This is a genomic window from Limibacterium fermenti (genome assembly GCF_041902845.1).
In the GTDB taxonomy this organism is placed as follows: Bacteria; Bacteroidota; Bacteroidia; order Bacteroidales; family Dysgonomonadaceae; genus Limibacterium; species Limibacterium fermenti.
This window is the reverse complement of sequence record NZ_CP159486.1, coordinates 2,728,216-2,743,895: the sequence shown is the minus strand read 5'-3', so window position 1 is coordinate 2,743,895 and position 15,680 is coordinate 2,728,216. Positions and strand designations below refer to the sequence as shown.

Below are 15,680 nucleotides of genomic sequence, written 5' to 3'. Positions count from 1 at the left end.
GTAGAAAATATCTTACAAAATATTTGGTTTATTAAGAAATATCTTATTACTTTGCTTTCTCTTTCGATGGTTGCATTCCTTTCTCTTTCGATTTAGAAAGCAGGGGTAAAGGTACGAAAAAATTATGATGTAAGGAAATGGGAGAGATTTTGATGAAACATGGGGAACGAGGGAAACTCGCTAAAATGTTCGGAGTAAGTGAAGTTACCGTTCGCAGCGCCTTGAAGGAACGAACGCGTAGCGAGCTTTCGCAGCGTATCCGCAAAGCCGCGCTCGCAAGGGGGGGCGTGGAGGACGGAGGAATTGAAAATGGGGTGGCTAAAGATTGATTTTATCTATGGACTTTGAATTTATTGAATCTAACGAATAAAGAATATACAGAATTATGAGTAATCAAACAACTATTACCAATGTAGATCAAGTAACGATTCGCTTTTCAGGTGATTCGGGCGACGGCATGCAGTTATCGGGAACTATATTCTCGACCTTATCGGCTATCTTCGGAAACGAAATAGCCACTTTCCCCGATTATCCGGCGGAAATACGTGCTCCCCGAGGCACGCTCAGCGGTGTTTCGGGTTTTCAGGTGCGCATTGGAAGCAGGGGGATATATACCTCGGGGGACAAGGCCGATGTGCTGGTGGCGATGAATCCCGCTGCCCTCAAAGTGAATCGTGAACACTTGCGAAAAGGTTCTATCGTTCTTTTCGACACGGATTCTTTTCTGAAAAAAGATCTCGAAAAGGCTGAATTCAAAACCGACGATCCCTTCGTGGAACTGGAGTTGAATTATGTGCAATCCCTTCCAGTGGCCATCAGTTCTCTCACCCAACAATCGTTGAGAGGAAGCAGTCTGGAGACAAAAGACATATTAAGGTGCAAAAACATGTTTGCCCTGGGGATAGTATGCTGGCTGTTCAACAGGCCTCTGGAGACTGCCGAAAAATTGTTGATGCAAAAATTTATGAAAAAACCGACTATCGCTCAGGCGAATCTCCAAGCTTTACTCGATGGGTATAATTATGGCGAGAATCTTCAGTTGACCGTCTCTACCTATTATGTCGAGAGGGCGGAAAGCCGTCAGGGTTTTTATACGGACGTCAACGGCAATACCGCCATAGCTTACGGCTTGATAGCTGCTGCCGAAAAAGCGGGTGTGCAACTATTTCTGGGCTCGTATCCCATCACTCCAGCCACCGATATCTTGCACGAGTTGGTAAAAAGAAAAGATCTGGGCGTGAAAGCCTTGCAGATGGAAGATGAAATTGCGGGCGTTTGCAGCGCCATAGGAGCTAGTTTTGCCGGTTGTTTGGCTGCTACTTCGACTTCCGGTCCGGGTTTGGCGCTCAAGAGCGAAGCGATTGGGTTGGCGGTGATGACTGAGTTGCCCTTGGTTTTGATAGATGTGCAACGAGGGGGACCTTCTACGGGGATGCCTACTAAGAGTGAACAATCCGACCTTTTTCAGGCCCTCTATGGGCGCAGTGGCGAAAGCCCCGTGGTCGTGCTTGCCGCCTGCTCTCCTACGGATTGCTTCGATAGCGCCTTTTGGGCCTCGAAGATCGCTTTGGAGCACATGACTCCTGTAATCTTGCTGAGCGATGCATATATTGCAAATGGTGCTTCAGAATGGAAGATTCCAAAAAAGGAAGATTATCCGGAAATCCATCCGCCGTATGTTCAAAAATACTTCAGAGAAAGTGCCGAAAAGTGGAAACCCTATCTTCGCGACGACCAATCGTTCGTCAGATATTGGGGGGTGCCTGGAACACCGGGCTATATGCACCGTATAGGCGGCCTGGAAAAAGATTACTATTCCGGCGCCATTTCCTACGATGCGGACAATCACCAACGGATGGTCGATACCCGTCAAGCCAAGATACAAAACATAGTCCGCGATATTCCTCTGCAAGAAGTCATGGGTGATGAAGATGCCGACACGCTTATCGTGGGTTGGGGCGGTACGCGTGGACATTTGCTCGAAGCGATGCTCCGTCTGCGGAAAAAGGGCCTAAAGGTGGCCTTGACGCATTTTAAGTTTATCAACCCCTTACCAGGCAATACGCAAGATATTTTGAAAAAGTATCGCACCATTATCGTAGCGGAACAAAACAGCGGGCATTTTGCAGCCTATCTGCAAAGCATGTTCGGCGATATAACCATACGTAAATTTAATCGTATTCAGGGACAACCATTTATGGTAGATGAGTTGGAAGATGCATTCATTCAAATTATGGAGGAAAAATAAATTATGAAAACAACAGAAACTATGGCAGTATATACTGCAAAAGATTTTAAGAACGACGTAAATGTGCGCTGGTGTCCGGGTTGCGGCGACCACGCCATTTTAAAGAGTTTACATGCGGCAATGGCTGAGTTGAATATTGCACCGCATCAAACGGTAGTAGTATCCGGCATCGGTTGTTCGTCACGATTACCTTATTATATGAACACGTATGCTTTTCATAGTATTCATGGTCGGGCCCCGGCAATCGCAACGGGGGTGAAAATGGCTAATCCCGACTTAAACGTATGGATAATTACGGGCGACGGTGATGCTTTGGCTATCGGCGGAAATCATTTTATTCATGCTTTAAGGCGTAATATCGATTTAAATATCATTCTGTTTAATAATAAAATATACGGATTGACAAAGGGTCAATATTCGCCTACTTCGGACAGAGGGTTTATTTCCAAATCTTCTCCCTACGGAACAGTCGAAGACCCGTTTCGACCGGCTGAACTATGTTTCGGAGCAAGAGGTACTTTTTTTGCACGAACGGTTGATAGCGATTTGAAAAATTCTACTCTGATAATGGTCGAGGCCGCCAAACATAAGGGGGCATCTGTAGTGGAGGTCTTGCAGAATTGTGTTATATACAATAACGGTATTCACAAAAGCATTACTGACCGTACGGCGCGCTCCGAAAAAACAATTCTGCTCAAACAGGGTGAAAAAATGCTTTTCGGGGCCAATAATGACAAGGGAATCGTCCGTGAGGGATGGGATTTAAAAGCGGTAACTATTGGACAGGATGGGTATACCTTGGATGATGTACTGGTACATGATGCAACAACTCGTGATGTGACGTTACACATGAAGCTCGCTTTAATGGGGTATAATAATACTCTTCCTATAGCCTTGGGCACGATTAGGTGTGTTTCCGCGCCTACTTATGAAGAAGAGTATGAAAAACAAATTGTTACTGTGCAAAATAGATTGCCTGAAAGGTGCCTTAACGACTTTTTGATGTATTCTACAAACATTTGGGAAGTAAAATGAAAAATTAAATAATGATCTTATGAATACTAATGAAATTACAGTTCAAAAAGAGGGTTTCTTTAAAAAGTGGGGACTGGTTATCGGAGCTATTGTTCTTTTGATTTTTGTTTTAATGCCGACAATAGAAGGGTTGACCGTTGCAGGTCAGCGGATGATCGGTATTTTTTTGTTTGCTGTCATCGTATGGATGTCGAGTACGGTTTCTTATCCGGTCAGTGCGATTATAATTATGACTTTGATAGCAGTTCTATTGGGTACCGCGCCGGATATAGCCGATACAACAAAACTAATGGGAACGAGTAAAGCCTTAAAAATGGGAATTTCCGGATTTTCAAGTACGGCGTTTTTGCTTGTGGCGGCGGCGATGTTTATTTCCGTGGCAATGATGAAAACCGGGCTTGACCGCCGCATCGCATTGACAATGCTTTCAAAAGTGGGAGCGAAGGTCAGCCATATTTATTTAGGATGTATCGCCTGCGGTTTCGTGTTGGGATTTTTTGTTCCCAGTTCAACAGCTCGTGTTGCTTGTGTTTTACCGATCATCATGGGTATTTTAAATATTATGGATATTGATCATCGAAGTAAATTCGCCGGACTTCTGGTTATTGGTGTTGCACAGGCGGATACCATGTGGAATATCATGATTCAAACGGCTGCCGCGCAAAATATGGTAGCGGTGGAATTCATTAATTCGGAATTGAATGCGACGGTGCCTTGGATCAATTGGTTATTGGCCGCTGCGCCTTTTTCACTCATTTTAGCTGTCATTTATTATTTCCTGTCCATGGCGATACACAAACCATCATTCGACATTCTTCCTGGCGGGGTTACTGCTATTGCAAAAATGAAATCCGATTTGGGTCCGATGACTAAAGATGAAAAAAAATTATCAGTCGTGCTCATTCTTTTACTATTCTTTTGGTCTACGGGAGGAATACTTCATAATTTCGATACTTCGACTACCACTATCATAGCCATCGCGCTGTTGATGCTTCCCAAAATAGGGATAATGGACTGGAAATATACCGCGCCCAGAATCAATTGGGGAACGATTGTCATGTTTGGACCCGGAATTAGCCTCGGCACGGCACTCCTTAAGACGGAAGGAGCAACATGGTTGGCTAAGATGCTTAATTCGGGTTTAGGGCTTTCCTCGGCAACCCCGTTGGCCATCATCGCCATTATGGGCGCATTCTTAATTCTTATTCATCTGGGATTTGCCAGTGCTACTGCTCTTTCTTCTGCCATGATTCCCATTGTCATCTCGGTATTACAAACGGTTACTGGCGAAATTAATGTAGTAGGTATGACTATGATCTTGCAATTCTCTTGTTGTTTCGGATTTATTTTCCCGGTTAACTCCCCTCAAGGAATGGTCGCTTACGGAACCGATACCTTTGAAGCGAAAGATTTCATTAAGAGCGGCGTTCCCATTACCATTATCGGTTATCTGTTGCTATTGGTATTTGCGGCAACGTATTGGAAATGGATCGGTCTCGTATGAACCGGAAACAATAGCATATTTTTATTTCTGATATAACCTATCATCCATAAACAGCCTATTGAAAGAATAAATTGATGAAATGAATTTTCTTAATTTTTAATGTGAAAAATATATGATACGAAAAAAATTATTCTTTGTTTTATTCGTTTTGTTTCCGGCGCTTTTATTCGGCCAGAAAACAGATTCGATCCGTTATCCTAAATTAAAGGTAACCGAAATTTTAGTAAGTAATTACGAACATGCCTTTGAAGCAGGTACTAATCAATTCTCCGTGAAAAATTCGAGAGTTGATGCGGTGGGAAATTTTACGGAAAATATTTCTTATCGGGGACAACTTACGCTGAAAGACAATGGAAATTTCAACGTCTTGGATTTGTCGGCGACGTTTATGCCGGTGCAAGGACTTTCCCTGACTTTCGGACAAACGGCTATTCCTCTTTTCAATCCGTACGTAGCAGGTCCCTCTTCGATGATGTTTGCCACTCGTCCGTATATCGGGGACTATTTTTTGAGTACGCGCGACGTCGGCCTGTCGGGAAAGTATCAGTTTTATGCGGGGATTATGCCCGTTTCGGTGGAATTGGGTCTCTTTAACGGGAATACCATCAATAAATCGGAATGGCGTAAGGGTAAAAACATGTCTTACGGGGCACGGCTTCAATTGGGCGCCATGAAAGGCGCTCGCGCGACGGTGAAATTTTACGATTATCCTAATTCCGAGGAGTTGCATTATTTTTTCTATGGCGCCGATGTACGTTACGAAGGCGATAACTGGAAGATAGAAACGGAAGTGATCAATCGCGACAATAGGAAAGACGAAAAAGATGACCTGCTGTCGTACTATGTGCAGGGAGTTTATGGTTTCCCGCTCAAAAAGAGCTGGATATTCAAAAATGTTCTACCCGCCGTTCGTTGGGATGCACTGAAGAAGGGGCATGAAGAAAGCGGTATGGATGTGAACCGGTTGACTGTCGGCGTGGGGTTCGGGTTAACGCAAAAATATTTTTCGTCGTTGTTACGACTAAACTACGAGCGGTGTTTTGTCAATCGGGAAATCGATATTTTGGGCAATGAAAAAGATTCGGATAAGTTGATTGTAGGATTGATATTGGTACTCTGAGCGCAACTCTGTCTATTTGTCCAAACCCATTGTAAAAACAGATTAATTCATAAATAACACGAGTATGAAACAGGTCTTTTTCCTTATATTATGTGCTCTTTTCAGTTTGAATGTAGCCGCACAAACCGATTTATTGAATGAAAGACAAACGGCGAGTATTACGATGGCTCAAACTAATACTTCCCTTAAATCGGGAGGCTCAACAGCTAATCCGGAAAACAGTCGTGAAACGATTCCTGCGAATGCTTCGCTAAAGTTTGCAATAGAATTTGTTTTATTACTGCTTGTCATCTATTTTGGAATTAAATACGGGGGCATTGCTTTAGGATTATTAGGTGGTTTGGGCGTGGCTCTGTTGGTCCTTGGCTTTAGAGACGGTTCGGGGAAACCGCCTATCGATGTGATGCTTATTATTTTGGCTGTAACTGCCGCCTCATCCACATTGAAAGTTACGGGAGCATTGCAAATATTGGTGAACTTGGCCGAAAAAGTCCTTCGGAATCATCCGAAATATGTTGTCTATTTGGCACCGACGTGTACTTTTCTTTTAACCGTGTTGGTTGGAACGGGCCATGCGGTATATCCCTTGTTCCCCGTTATATATGATGTCGCCTATAAACGGAAAGTTCGCCCAGAAAGGCCTATGGCCATCGCTTCCATCGCTAGTCAGATGGGAATTACGGCATCTCCCGTTGCGGCAGCCGCGGCAACGATGATAGGCGTAGGCGCCGCAGTAGGAATTGAAATAAGCTTGGTGGAAATTCTTAGAGTAACTATACCTGCTTGTTTTCTGGGTGTGATGGTTGCGGCCACTTAGAGCCTCAACAGGGGGAAAGATTTGGATAAAGACCCTGAATATTTAAAGAAAATGGAAGATCCGCAAATGCGGGAATATATTACCGGCGATATCGAAAGAGAGACTTCATTAGCGACAAGTAAAAATGCGAAAGTCGCCTTAACATTATTTTTGGTGGGTATTCTTGCCGTTATCATTATCGCGTTAAACCCCGACAAACTGATTCCTACGGGACTGAATGGAAAACGCATCCCAATGACGGAAGTATTGCAATTTGTAATGCTTGCCGTGGGCGGAATTATTTTGTTAAGCACGAATTTAAAGGGAAAACAAATATCCGATACTAAAGTTTTCAGCGCAGGAGCCATTGCCGTCATTATGATCTTCGGGATTTCGTGGATGAGTGAAACGGTAATCGAAAACAACAAACCGTTTTTGCTTTCTTCCATCAGCAGTTGGACGGAGAGGTATCCCTGGATTTTCGCCGTGGCTTTATTCTGTATTTCCATGTTTTTGAAAAGCCAGGCGGCTACACTCTCGGTATTGATGCCTTTAGGATTTATGCTGAATATACCTACTAATATACTTATCGGGTGCATCCCTGCATCTTATGCTTATTTCTTCTTCTGCTTTTATCCTTCCGACGTAGCTTGCATAAGTTTTGATAGGACAGGAACGACGCACATGGGCAAATATATTCTGAACCATAGTTTTATGATTCCGGGCTTAATAGGGGTATTCTCGGCCACAGTTATCGGGTTGCTGCTGTCGTCATTTGTTTATGGTTAAAAACGACATTCCCGGGAGTGTCGCTCACAGCGTAACCCCCGGGAATGTTCCTTTTGTCTTTTATCTCTTGTCGCTGCTTATTTCTTCTCGGCGAAAAGCACCATTTTCACATTCAATTTATAACCGATATTGATGACGTCGATCACGTCCTGAAGGGTGAGGCTTTTATCGGCTTGCAAGATCACATTCAACTCTTCATTCTCCTGCTTGGCGGCCAGGATAGATTCCAGGCGTGATTCTATTTGGTCGAAAGTCACTTCTTCGTTATCGACAAAATACTGTAAGTCGCGCGTCACCACTACGTGCACCGCTTTTTTCATTGTCGTGTTTTCTGCTGCGGACGCTTCGGGCAGTGTTACTTTCACCACCGAAGGCGTGACCATCGTGGAGATGATCAGGAAAAACATCAACAAGAAAAACATGATGTCATTCAAAGAAGCCGTAAAGACTTCCGCATTCCTGCTTTTTCTGCGTTCGATTTTCATTCTCGGTGTTTATGCTTTATTTTGTAAACGGATGGTTTTGAGGATCTCGTTCGAGTCCTTTTCTACCTGTGCTACCACCCGGTCGATTTTCGTATTCAGAATGTAATAGCCTGCATAGGCGATGATTCCCACGAAAAGGCCGACTCCCGAACAGATCATCTTTTGGTAAAGGCCGTCGGAAATGGTTCCGATACTCAAGTCGTTGGTGACGGATATATTATAGAATATGGTGATTACTCCGAAGATGGTTCCCAGGAAACCCAACATCGGGGCTATCGTTGCGCTGATACCCAGATAATTCATTCCTTTTTCGAGCCGGCCAACTTCCTGGCGCGATTCCACCTGCATGGCTTCCTCCACTTCCCGGGCGCCGTTTTTGATTTCTTCCAATCCGGTGCTGATCACCCGAGAGGATGAGTTGTTTATCTGAGAACAAAAAACCAGCGCTTTTTCATCGCGTTTTTCGTTAATCAATTCTTTTACACGCGGAAGCCACATCTTGTCATCGTTGGTAGCATGTCTGAGAACCAACCATCTTTCTATAATAATATATACGGAAATGAAGAGCAGCAAAAAAATAGGGGCCAGAATCCATCCCCCTTTCATCAACATGGTGAAATAATTAATGCTGACGTCTTGGGTTACGCCGGGAACTTCGTTGACAAATGATACATCTTGAAGTAACGTGAATGCTAATTGAAATGACATAAAATAATCCTTTTTATCGGTGGTTTAAAAATACGCTTTTTATTGGATAACGTTTTTGAAACGTCAAAAATACGCATAATTTCGTTATTATGCACGAATGGGTTGTCAATTTTTCTTTATTCGGGCCGGCGGAATGGCTTCATGAGGTCTCATAAAGTCGCCTTTCGAAAGAAAAATACTCCTAAAAGGAATAATAAGACCCTTATTTTTTGCCGGACGGGTTATAGGAGCGAAGCTATTTCGGCCGGATGGTTTACTATAGTGGCGGCTCCGGCTTGCACTAACTGTTCCCTGCTCCGGAAGCCCCATAATACGCCTACGGCATACATGCCGGCATCGCAGGCGGTGAGCATGTCGATATCCGAGTCGCCCACATAGACGATTTCTTCGGGGCGCAGCTTCATGCTGTCCGCTATCTGTAACGCCATGGCCGGATTGGGTTTCTTCAACTCTTCCGAGCGCATGCCGATGACGAGGTCGAAATAGCCGGGCAGTAACGCGGCGATAATCCGTTGCGTTTCTGCATCCGCTTTATTGGAAAGCACACTCATGCTCAGTCCGCGCGCTTTCAACGTGTCGAGTAACTCTTCGATGCCCTCGTAAGGTTTCGTTTTATTCAGGCTGTTACGGCTATAGTGCTCCACCATGCGGCGATAACAGGACTCGATGGTCGCTTCGTCGCGTGCCGTTTCGGGAAGAGCGAGGCGCGCCAGGTTGCGGATGCCGCTGCCGACAAACGATTTATATTCGGTCTCGTGATGCGGCGGAAACCCTAAGCCGGTTAATACGTGGTTCATCGAATCGGACAGATCCGCTATCGTGTCGATCAAGGTCCCGTCCAAATCAAAAAGTAATCCCTTATAACTCATTATTTGTTTGCTTTGCGTGTATGATTTCCAAAGATACGAAACATCGGGCGAATCGCCGCAAATTATGAAGCTCTTGCTCTCCTGATTTAAGTCTGCATTGAAAAAAACTATTGGAAACGATATGTACGGATGGTCGATTCGATAATTTCCTCCTCAAATGTTTCGTCTGAATATAAGTTGATTTGTATGGCAAGCCCGGAAATGAAATTTCGCCATGCCCGGTATTTCTGTAGCGACTCGAAGTCTTTTACCAGCAGGCGCATTTGTTCGGCGCTATCATACGTATGAATGGTGTAAATCCATTGTGAGAGGTTTCGGACGGTTAAGGCGTTTTCTTTCTCCGAATCTTTAGCGATGGAAATTTGCATTTCGTCGAGCACAAATGCTTGTCCTTCCCGGATCGTTTTTATTCCTTCTTTAATGGAACGCCGTATGTCATAATATCTTCTTATTTCAGGAATGACTGCCACCGCTAATATTCCTATGATTGTGGCCTCGGCAATCTCTTTTAGATATTTCGGATCTCGGATATAAAAACAAGCGAAGAATGCAATTCCAATGATTAAGAACAACGGATATTTGACTCGTCTCATTACTTTATCTTTAATGGCTATCAGTTTTTTATATATTGGCAAAGATATGAAATGTAAAAGAAAAAATAAGCCATAGATCGTTTTTTCTTTTAGTTGACAAACTATTTATATTTTTTTATTGGCGTTTTATGCTTCGGTGATTCTCATGACAAAACACAATATCGCAGAAAGTTTTTTCCATATTAAATGTTTTTTCTCATCTTTGTAGAAATTTTGCAAGAGTGGTTCCGAAGTAACTATCCTTATTTTTGAGATGAAAGATAATACGTTGTTGGATGATTGGTTCAGGAAAATTGCCTTTAATGACGATCAGGAAGCCTTTAAAGCGCTGTTTTTCGAGTTCTATCCATCGCTGTGTGTATTCGCCGAACGCTACATTTCCTCGCCGGAGATGTGTGAGGATATTGTGCAGGATACCTTCTTTCAGATTTGGAACAACCGCAAAAAGATAGAAGTTGCATCCTCTTTCCGCAATCTGCTGATAACTTCCGTGAAAAACAATTGTACCGATTACTTACGCAAGCAATCTACCCGGCAGCGATATCTGGACAAGCAACCCGGCGAAGACTATTCCGATTCTCCCGAAGAAATCTATACGGTACGCGAATTGGAAAGCTTGCTGCAGGCAGCTTTGCAAAAATTACCGGAGAACAGCCGCCGGGCTTTCGAGTTGAGCCGCTTCGGACAGTTGACCTATCAGCAAATCGCCACCGAGATGTCCGTGTCGCCTAAAACGGTGGAGGCTTATATCTCCAAAGCATTGGGCTTATTAAGAGAAGACCTGAAAGATTATCTCCCGATGTTGATACTGCTTTATCCGGGCTTTTTTCAATAAATATCGATTTTAACATAGGGGCTTTTCGATTTCATACGTCAAGTGAATAGAACGAGCAAAAAAGTGTTTTTTTGTAGAGAGACAATTGAAAAATAAAACGTGATACATGGAATTCAGTGATGCCCATATTGTAGCTTATTTAAAAGGATATCTGCCGTCGGAAGCGCTTCGCGAATGCGATGCGTTGATGCACTCTTCCCCCGAATTCAAACGGAGGGCCGATCAGATACGATATATCTATAACCTAACCGGTGAGTTGGATAAGCAGAAGCAGATCGATGCCGCATCAGCATGGCGTGTTGTCTCCCGCCGGATTTCGCGCGTATCGTTCAGACACAAGATATGGGATATCGCCCGGACCGCAGCCGCCGTGTTGCTTCCGCTCCTTTTAATCCATCAATATATAATAAAACCCATGCAGGATGCAACGCCTGAGTCGATGATTACGATCGCTTCGGCGCCGGGTGTCGTCACGAAAGCCTCTTTGCCCGATGGCAGCCAAGTATGGTTGAACGCACAAAGTACGCTGACTTATCCCCAGCGTTTTTCGAAGAATAAACGGACGGTCCGCCTGACGGGCGAGGCTTATTTTAAAGTCGCCGCCGACAAGAAGCATCGCTTCGACGTGGTTACACCCGGCGATATGACCGTCAGTGCGTTCGGCACGGAATTCAATGTGGCGGCCTATCCCGACGCCCCCGACTATCAGGTGACGTTGGCTCAAGGAAATGTCGATGTGATGCCGGATAATGCCGGAGGGAACCGCGCGCTGCAGGAAGGCCAAAAGGCCGTTTTGACGTTAAGTTCGGGCGAAATGGATGTCCGGCAAACCGACACGTATGTCGATACGGCATGGAAAGACGGGAAAATGGTATTCCGTCGCGAAAGGCTCGAAAACATCGCCCTGAAACTCTCCCGCAAGTTCGGCGTGGTTATCCGCCTCGAAGGCGAGGAGTTGAAAGGATACGAATACACGGCGACCTTTACCGACGAAACCCTCGAAGGTATTCTCGATTTATTAAAGCGGTCGGCCCCCATTTCGTATACGGTATCGAAACAAAAACAGTTGGACAATAATACCTTTACCCAAAGGGAAGTGACCATCAGACAATCAAAATAAAATGACAAAGACCCATTAGAGAAAGGAGAAACGCCTATGAAGACATGATAACCCCTATTCCGTAAACAAAAAACGGGAGAACGAAAAACATCCTCCCGTAAAGTGATTGCTGAGCGGAAAACATCACCTTACCGACAGCAAGCAAGTTACTAAACCATCAAAGTATTTAATAACAATGTAAAAATATGAATAATTCATCAGATGAACAAAAAGGATGTGTCCTTTATCATTTATTAAATAAAATTCCTACAGCCATGAGGATAGCCATTATACTATGTTGTGTTTTTGCCTTTCAATTGCAGGCGGAACATATTTATTCTCAACAAGCAAAGATTTCGCTGGATATGAAAAACGCCTCCATCGAAAAAGTATTGCAAGCCATTGAGCAGAAATCAGGCTATTATTTCCTGTATAATAGCAAACTGGTAAATGTCGATCGGAAAGTCGATGTCACGGTTCAGGAAGAAGCGGTGGCTTCCGTGTTGAAGCAATTGTTTGCCCCCGAAGGAGTGGAATATGAAGTGAAAGGCTCACAGATAATTCTACATCCCAAACGCGACAATGACCTCCCGTCGGCATCGGCAAACGAAATCAAGCAACAACAAAAGACAATCACCGGGAAAATTACCGATGTCAACGGAGAGCCCATTATCGGTGCGAATATCGTAGAAGAAGGCGCTTCGGCTAACGGTACGATCACGGATATAAACGGACATTTCACCTTGCAGGTCGGCGACCGTGCCGTCATCAAGGTAACTTATATCGGGTATCAATCGCAGACTCTCTCCACAGCCGGCAAAAACGCGTTCGAGATTGTGCTGGCAGAAGATACCAAGGCGCTCGACGAATTGGTCGTAACGGCCTTGGGGATTAAAAAGGAAGCAAAAGCGCTTTCTTACAATGTGCAAGAAGTCACCGGATCGGAGATTGTCGGCGTAAAAGATGCCAATTTTGTCAATGCTCTGGCCGGTAAAGTGGCTGGGGTTGCCATTAATGCCAGTTCTTCCGGTATCGGTGGCGGAGCAAAAGTCGTGATGCGAGGAGCCAAATCTATCAGTGGAAATAACAATGCCCTTTATGTGATTGACGGTATTCCGATGCCTTCATTAGAGACCACACAGCCTAACGATTACTTTACGGGTATGGGCCAGTCGGGTGACGGGGCATCCATGATTAACCCCGAGGATATCGATCGTATGTCGGTGTTGAGTGGAGCGGCAGCATCGGCTCTATATGGTAGCGAGGCTGCTAATGGTGTTGTTTTGATTACGACGAAGAAAGGGAATGCGGAAAGAATGAATGTAACATTCACCAACAATACCTCGTTCTATAATCCGTTTGTTACCCCGGAATTTCAAAACACCTATGGAGCTGCCAGCGGTTCCCTACAGAGTTGGGGACAGAAATTGGCCCAACCGAGCAGCTATGATCCGTTGGATTTCTATCAGACGGGTTGGAACGAGACAAACGCGCTTACGATCAGTAATGGTTCCGATAAAAACCAGACGTTCCTCTCAATGGCTGCCACCAATGCCGAAGGAGTCGTATTGAACAATACGCTCGATCGTTATAATTTTACCATTCGTAATACCACCAGTATGCTGGATGATAAGTTACGGCTCGATCTCAGTGCCAATTATATGAATATCCGAGAAAAAAATATGATTTCTCAGGGCCAATACTTCAATCCGATTGTTCCTGTGTATTTGATGTCGCCGAGTTATGGCTTAGAAACCTATGAATTGTTTGAAATGTACGATGAGAGTCGTGGTTTTAAAACTCAATATTGGCCGTGGGGAAATATGGGTATCGCGATGCAAAATCCTTATTGGATTACCAATCGAGATAATTTTATCAATCATAAGAATCGTTTTCTTGTCAGTAGTGGTTTGTCTTATGACGTCGCAAAGGGCATTACCCTCAATGCACGCGCCAAAATGGATTACACTTCTGCTATAAATGAAAAGAAATATTCGGCTTCGACCGACGCTATTTTTGCACAACGATATGGGGCTTATTACAAGGCCGATGCTTCCACCCAACAACTGTATGGTGATGTAATGCTAAATATCGACAAGTACTTCGGCGATTTTTCATTGGCCGCAACAGTGGGTGCCAGTATACAGGATGTCGACTATAAATATTATAGTGTGGGGGGTGACCTCAACTCGGTTGCCAATAGTTTCACGTTGAAAAACCTCAATCAGGCAAATGCGGAGTTTGATCAAGACGGTTATCACGACCAAACCCAATCGATCTTCGCTACTGCGCAAGTCGGTTGGCAAAGTAAGCTTTATTTGGATTTGACCGGACGCACAGACTGGGCCTCTGCTTTGGCATGGACCAATACCCATTATGTCGCTTATCCTTCTATCGGTTTGTCGGCTATCCTTACCGATCTGCTACCGATTAAGAATAATGTACTGACCTTCTTAAAACTTCGCGGTTCTTACAGTGAAGTCGGAAATGCTCCTACACGCTACATTGCTTATCAAACGCATCCTTATCAGGCGGGTACACCTTCTACGACGACGACTTACCCCAACACCGATATCAAACCCGAGCGGACTGAGGCCTGGGAAGTGGGTTTGCAATCGAATTTTTGGAATGATAAGTTATCGTTGAACGTTAGCTTATATAAGACTTCTACATACAACCAGTTGTTCAATCCCACACTTTCTTCTTCTTCGGGTTATACATCCATTTATATCAATGGGGGACAAGTGGATAATAAGGGCGTGGAGTTGAGCTTGTCGCTCAATCAGCCGCTTGGGCCCGTACAATGGAATTCTACGTTTACCTATACGCTCAACCGTAATAAGATTAAAAAACTTTTGAGTCCTACTACATTGCCCAATGGAATAGTTGTTGAGCAGGATATGTTGGATCTGGCCGGTATCGGTAATGTGAAAACCCGTTTGGAAGAGGGTGGTTCTATTGGCGATTTGTATGTGACGGCATTACGTACCGATGAACATGGATTTATCGATGTGGACTATGTAAACAATACCGTCGCGGTAGACGGAAATGCAGGTGACAGGAAAGACGGTTGGATTTATGCCGGAAACTCGCAGGCCAAATATACCATGGGATGGCGCAACTCTTTCAATTGGAAAGGTTTGTCTCTCGGATTCTTAATCAATGCCCGCGTGGGCGGTGTAGGAGTGTCTATGACGCAGGCTTTGATGGACTCTTACGGAACATCGAAGGCTTCTGCCGATGCCCGTGATGCCGGTGGGGTCATGATCAACGGATATTTGGTTCCTGCCGCTCAGAAGTATTATACGACAGTGGGTACGGGTGTCGGTTCCAGGTATGTGTACAGTGCTACAAATGTACGTCTTGCCGAACTCTCTTTCGGCTACGACATTCCTGTCGCAAAACTGGCGCCATGGATCAAGGGACTCAACGTTGCCTTTACAGGACGCAATCTCTTTATGTTTTATTGCAAGTCTCCTTACGACCCCGAATTGACGGCTAGCACGGGAACGCACTTCAGCGGTATGGATTACTTCATGTTGCCGAGTTTGCGGAACCTTGGTTTCTCTGTTAAACTAAACTTCTAAAGAATTTTTTAA

12 protein-coding genes and 1 pseudogene are annotated in these 15,680 nt (G+C 44.5%); 9 read left to right on the top strand and 4 right to left on the bottom strand.

All coding sequences use genetic code 11. The features are described from left to right. Positions 1-137: 137 nt before the first annotated feature. The 6 genes and pseudogenes from ABNK31_RS11970 to ABNK31_RS11945 all read left to right on the top strand — a co-directional run bounded on the left by ABNK31_RS11970 (position 138) and on the right by ABNK31_RS11945 (position 7,492). Entirely contained in the window at positions 138-329 is a 192-nt protein-coding gene (locus ABNK31_RS11970) for a hypothetical protein (RefSeq protein ID WP_418892739.1), read from the top strand. A gap of 56 nt (positions 330-385) precedes the next feature. Next, a complete protein-coding gene (locus tag ABNK31_RS11965; RefSeq protein WP_418892738.1) occupies positions 386-2,248 on the top strand; it encodes a 2-oxoacid:acceptor oxidoreductase subunit alpha in 1,863 nt (620 codons plus the stop codon). A gap of 3 nt (positions 2,249-2,251) precedes the next feature. Further along, positions 2,252-3,283, top strand: coding sequence for a 2-oxoacid:ferredoxin oxidoreductase subunit beta (locus ABNK31_RS11960; RefSeq protein WP_418892737.1), 1,032 nt, complete (start codon positions 2,252-2,254; stop codon positions 3,281-3,283). A 19-nt stretch (positions 3,284-3,302) separates the two neighbouring features. Continuing rightward, the gene (locus ABNK31_RS11955; RefSeq protein WP_418892736.1) at positions 3,303-4,787 is read left to right on the top strand and encodes a DASS family sodium-coupled anion symporter; all 1,485 of its coding nucleotides are present in this window, start codon (positions 3,303-3,305) and stop codon (positions 4,785-4,787) included. 112 nt (positions 4,788-4,899) lie between these two features. Beyond that, on the top strand, positions 4,900-5,907 hold the full coding sequence (locus ABNK31_RS11950) for a hypothetical protein (RefSeq protein ID WP_418892735.1): 1,008 nt from the start codon (positions 4,900-4,902) through the stop codon (positions 5,905-5,907). Between the two features lie 64 nt (positions 5,908-5,971). Next, positions 5,972-7,492: pseudogene (locus tag ABNK31_RS11945) on the top strand (anaerobic C4-dicarboxylate transporter). A gap of 77 nt (positions 7,493-7,569) precedes the next feature. On the opposite strand, the gene ABNK31_RS11940 reads toward ABNK31_RS11945, so the two are convergent. From ABNK31_RS11940 to ABNK31_RS11925, 4 genes are all read right to left on the bottom strand, one after another. After that, the gene (locus ABNK31_RS11940; RefSeq protein ID WP_418892734.1) at positions 7,570-7,977 is read right to left on the bottom strand and encodes an ExbD/TolR family protein; all 408 of its coding nucleotides are present in this window, start codon (positions 7,975-7,977) and stop codon (positions 7,570-7,572) included. Between the two features lie 9 nt (positions 7,978-7,986). Next, positions 7,987-8,685, bottom strand: coding sequence for a MotA/TolQ/ExbB proton channel family protein (locus ABNK31_RS11935; RefSeq protein WP_321578980.1), 699 nt, complete (start codon positions 8,683-8,685; stop codon positions 7,987-7,989). Between the two features lie 221 nt (positions 8,686-8,906). Continuing rightward, complete coding sequence (locus ABNK31_RS11930) at positions 8,907-9,554, bottom strand: HAD family hydrolase (RefSeq protein WP_418892733.1); 648 nt, start codon at positions 9,552-9,554, stop codon at positions 8,907-8,909. 107 nt (positions 9,555-9,661) lie between these two features. After that, positions 9,662-10,147 (bottom strand): hypothetical protein, encoded by a 486-nt coding sequence (locus ABNK31_RS11925; RefSeq protein ID WP_418892732.1) that lies wholly within the window; start codon positions 10,145-10,147, stop codon positions 9,662-9,664. Positions 10,148-10,400: 253 nt separating this feature from the next. Here ABNK31_RS11925 and ABNK31_RS11920 point away from each other — a divergent pair, with 253 nt between their 5' ends. The 3 genes from ABNK31_RS11920 (at position 10,401) to ABNK31_RS11910 (ending at position 15,668) form a co-directional block, all read left to right on the top strand. Then, entirely contained in the window at positions 10,401-10,982 is a 582-nt protein-coding gene (locus ABNK31_RS11920; protein ID WP_418892731.1) for an RNA polymerase sigma-70 factor, read from the top strand. A gap of 106 nt (positions 10,983-11,088) precedes the next feature. Further along, positions 11,089-12,102 (top strand): FecR family protein, encoded by a 1,014-nt coding sequence (locus ABNK31_RS11915; RefSeq protein ID WP_418892730.1) that lies wholly within the window; start codon positions 11,089-11,091, stop codon positions 12,100-12,102. A gap of 254 nt (positions 12,103-12,356) precedes the next feature. Then, positions 12,357-15,668: a SusC/RagA family TonB-linked outer membrane protein gene (locus ABNK31_RS11910; protein ID WP_418895402.1), complete on the top strand. Its 3,312-nt coding sequence runs from the start codon at positions 12,357-12,359 to the stop codon at positions 15,666-15,668. The last annotated feature ends 12 nt before the right edge of the window (positions 15,669-15,680 follow it).

Bases quoted from the DNA above. Each gene is read 5' to 3' on its own strand.
- ABNK31_RS11970 (WP_418892739.1), top strand. From the start codon at position 138: ATGGGAGAGATTTTGATGAAACATGGGGAACGAGGGAAACTCGCTAAA.
- ABNK31_RS11965 (WP_418892738.1), top strand. From the start codon at position 386: ATGAGTAATCAAACAACTATTACCAATGTAGATCAAGTAACGATTCGC.
- ABNK31_RS11960 (WP_418892737.1), top strand. From the start codon at position 2,252: ATGAAAACAACAGAAACTATGGCAGTATATACTGCAAAAGATTTTAAG.
- ABNK31_RS11955 (WP_418892736.1), top strand. From the start codon at position 3,303: ATGAATACTAATGAAATTACAGTTCAAAAAGAGGGTTTCTTTAAAAAG.
- ABNK31_RS11950 (WP_418892735.1), top strand. From the start codon at position 4,900: ATGATACGAAAAAAATTATTCTTTGTTTTATTCGTTTTGTTTCCGGCG.
- ABNK31_RS11940 (WP_418892734.1), bottom strand. From the start codon at position 7,977: ATGAAAATCGAACGCAGAAAAAGCAGGAATGCGGAAGTCTTTACGGCT.
- ABNK31_RS11935 (WP_321578980.1), bottom strand. From the start codon at position 8,685: ATGTCATTTCAATTAGCATTCACGTTACTTCAAGATGTATCATTTGTC.
- ABNK31_RS11930 (WP_418892733.1), bottom strand. From the start codon at position 9,554: ATGAGTTATAAGGGATTACTTTTTGATTTGGACGGGACCTTGATCGAC.
- ABNK31_RS11925 (WP_418892732.1), bottom strand. From the start codon at position 10,147: ATGAGACGAGTCAAATATCCGTTGTTCTTAATCATTGGAATTGCATTC.
- ABNK31_RS11920 (WP_418892731.1), top strand. From the start codon at position 10,401: ATGAAAGATAATACGTTGTTGGATGATTGGTTCAGGAAAATTGCCTTT.
- ABNK31_RS11915 (WP_418892730.1), top strand. From the start codon at position 11,089: ATGGAATTCAGTGATGCCCATATTGTAGCTTATTTAAAAGGATATCTG.
- ABNK31_RS11910 (WP_418895402.1), top strand. From the start codon at position 12,357: ATGAGGATAGCCATTATACTATGTTGTGTTTTTGCCTTTCAATTGCAG.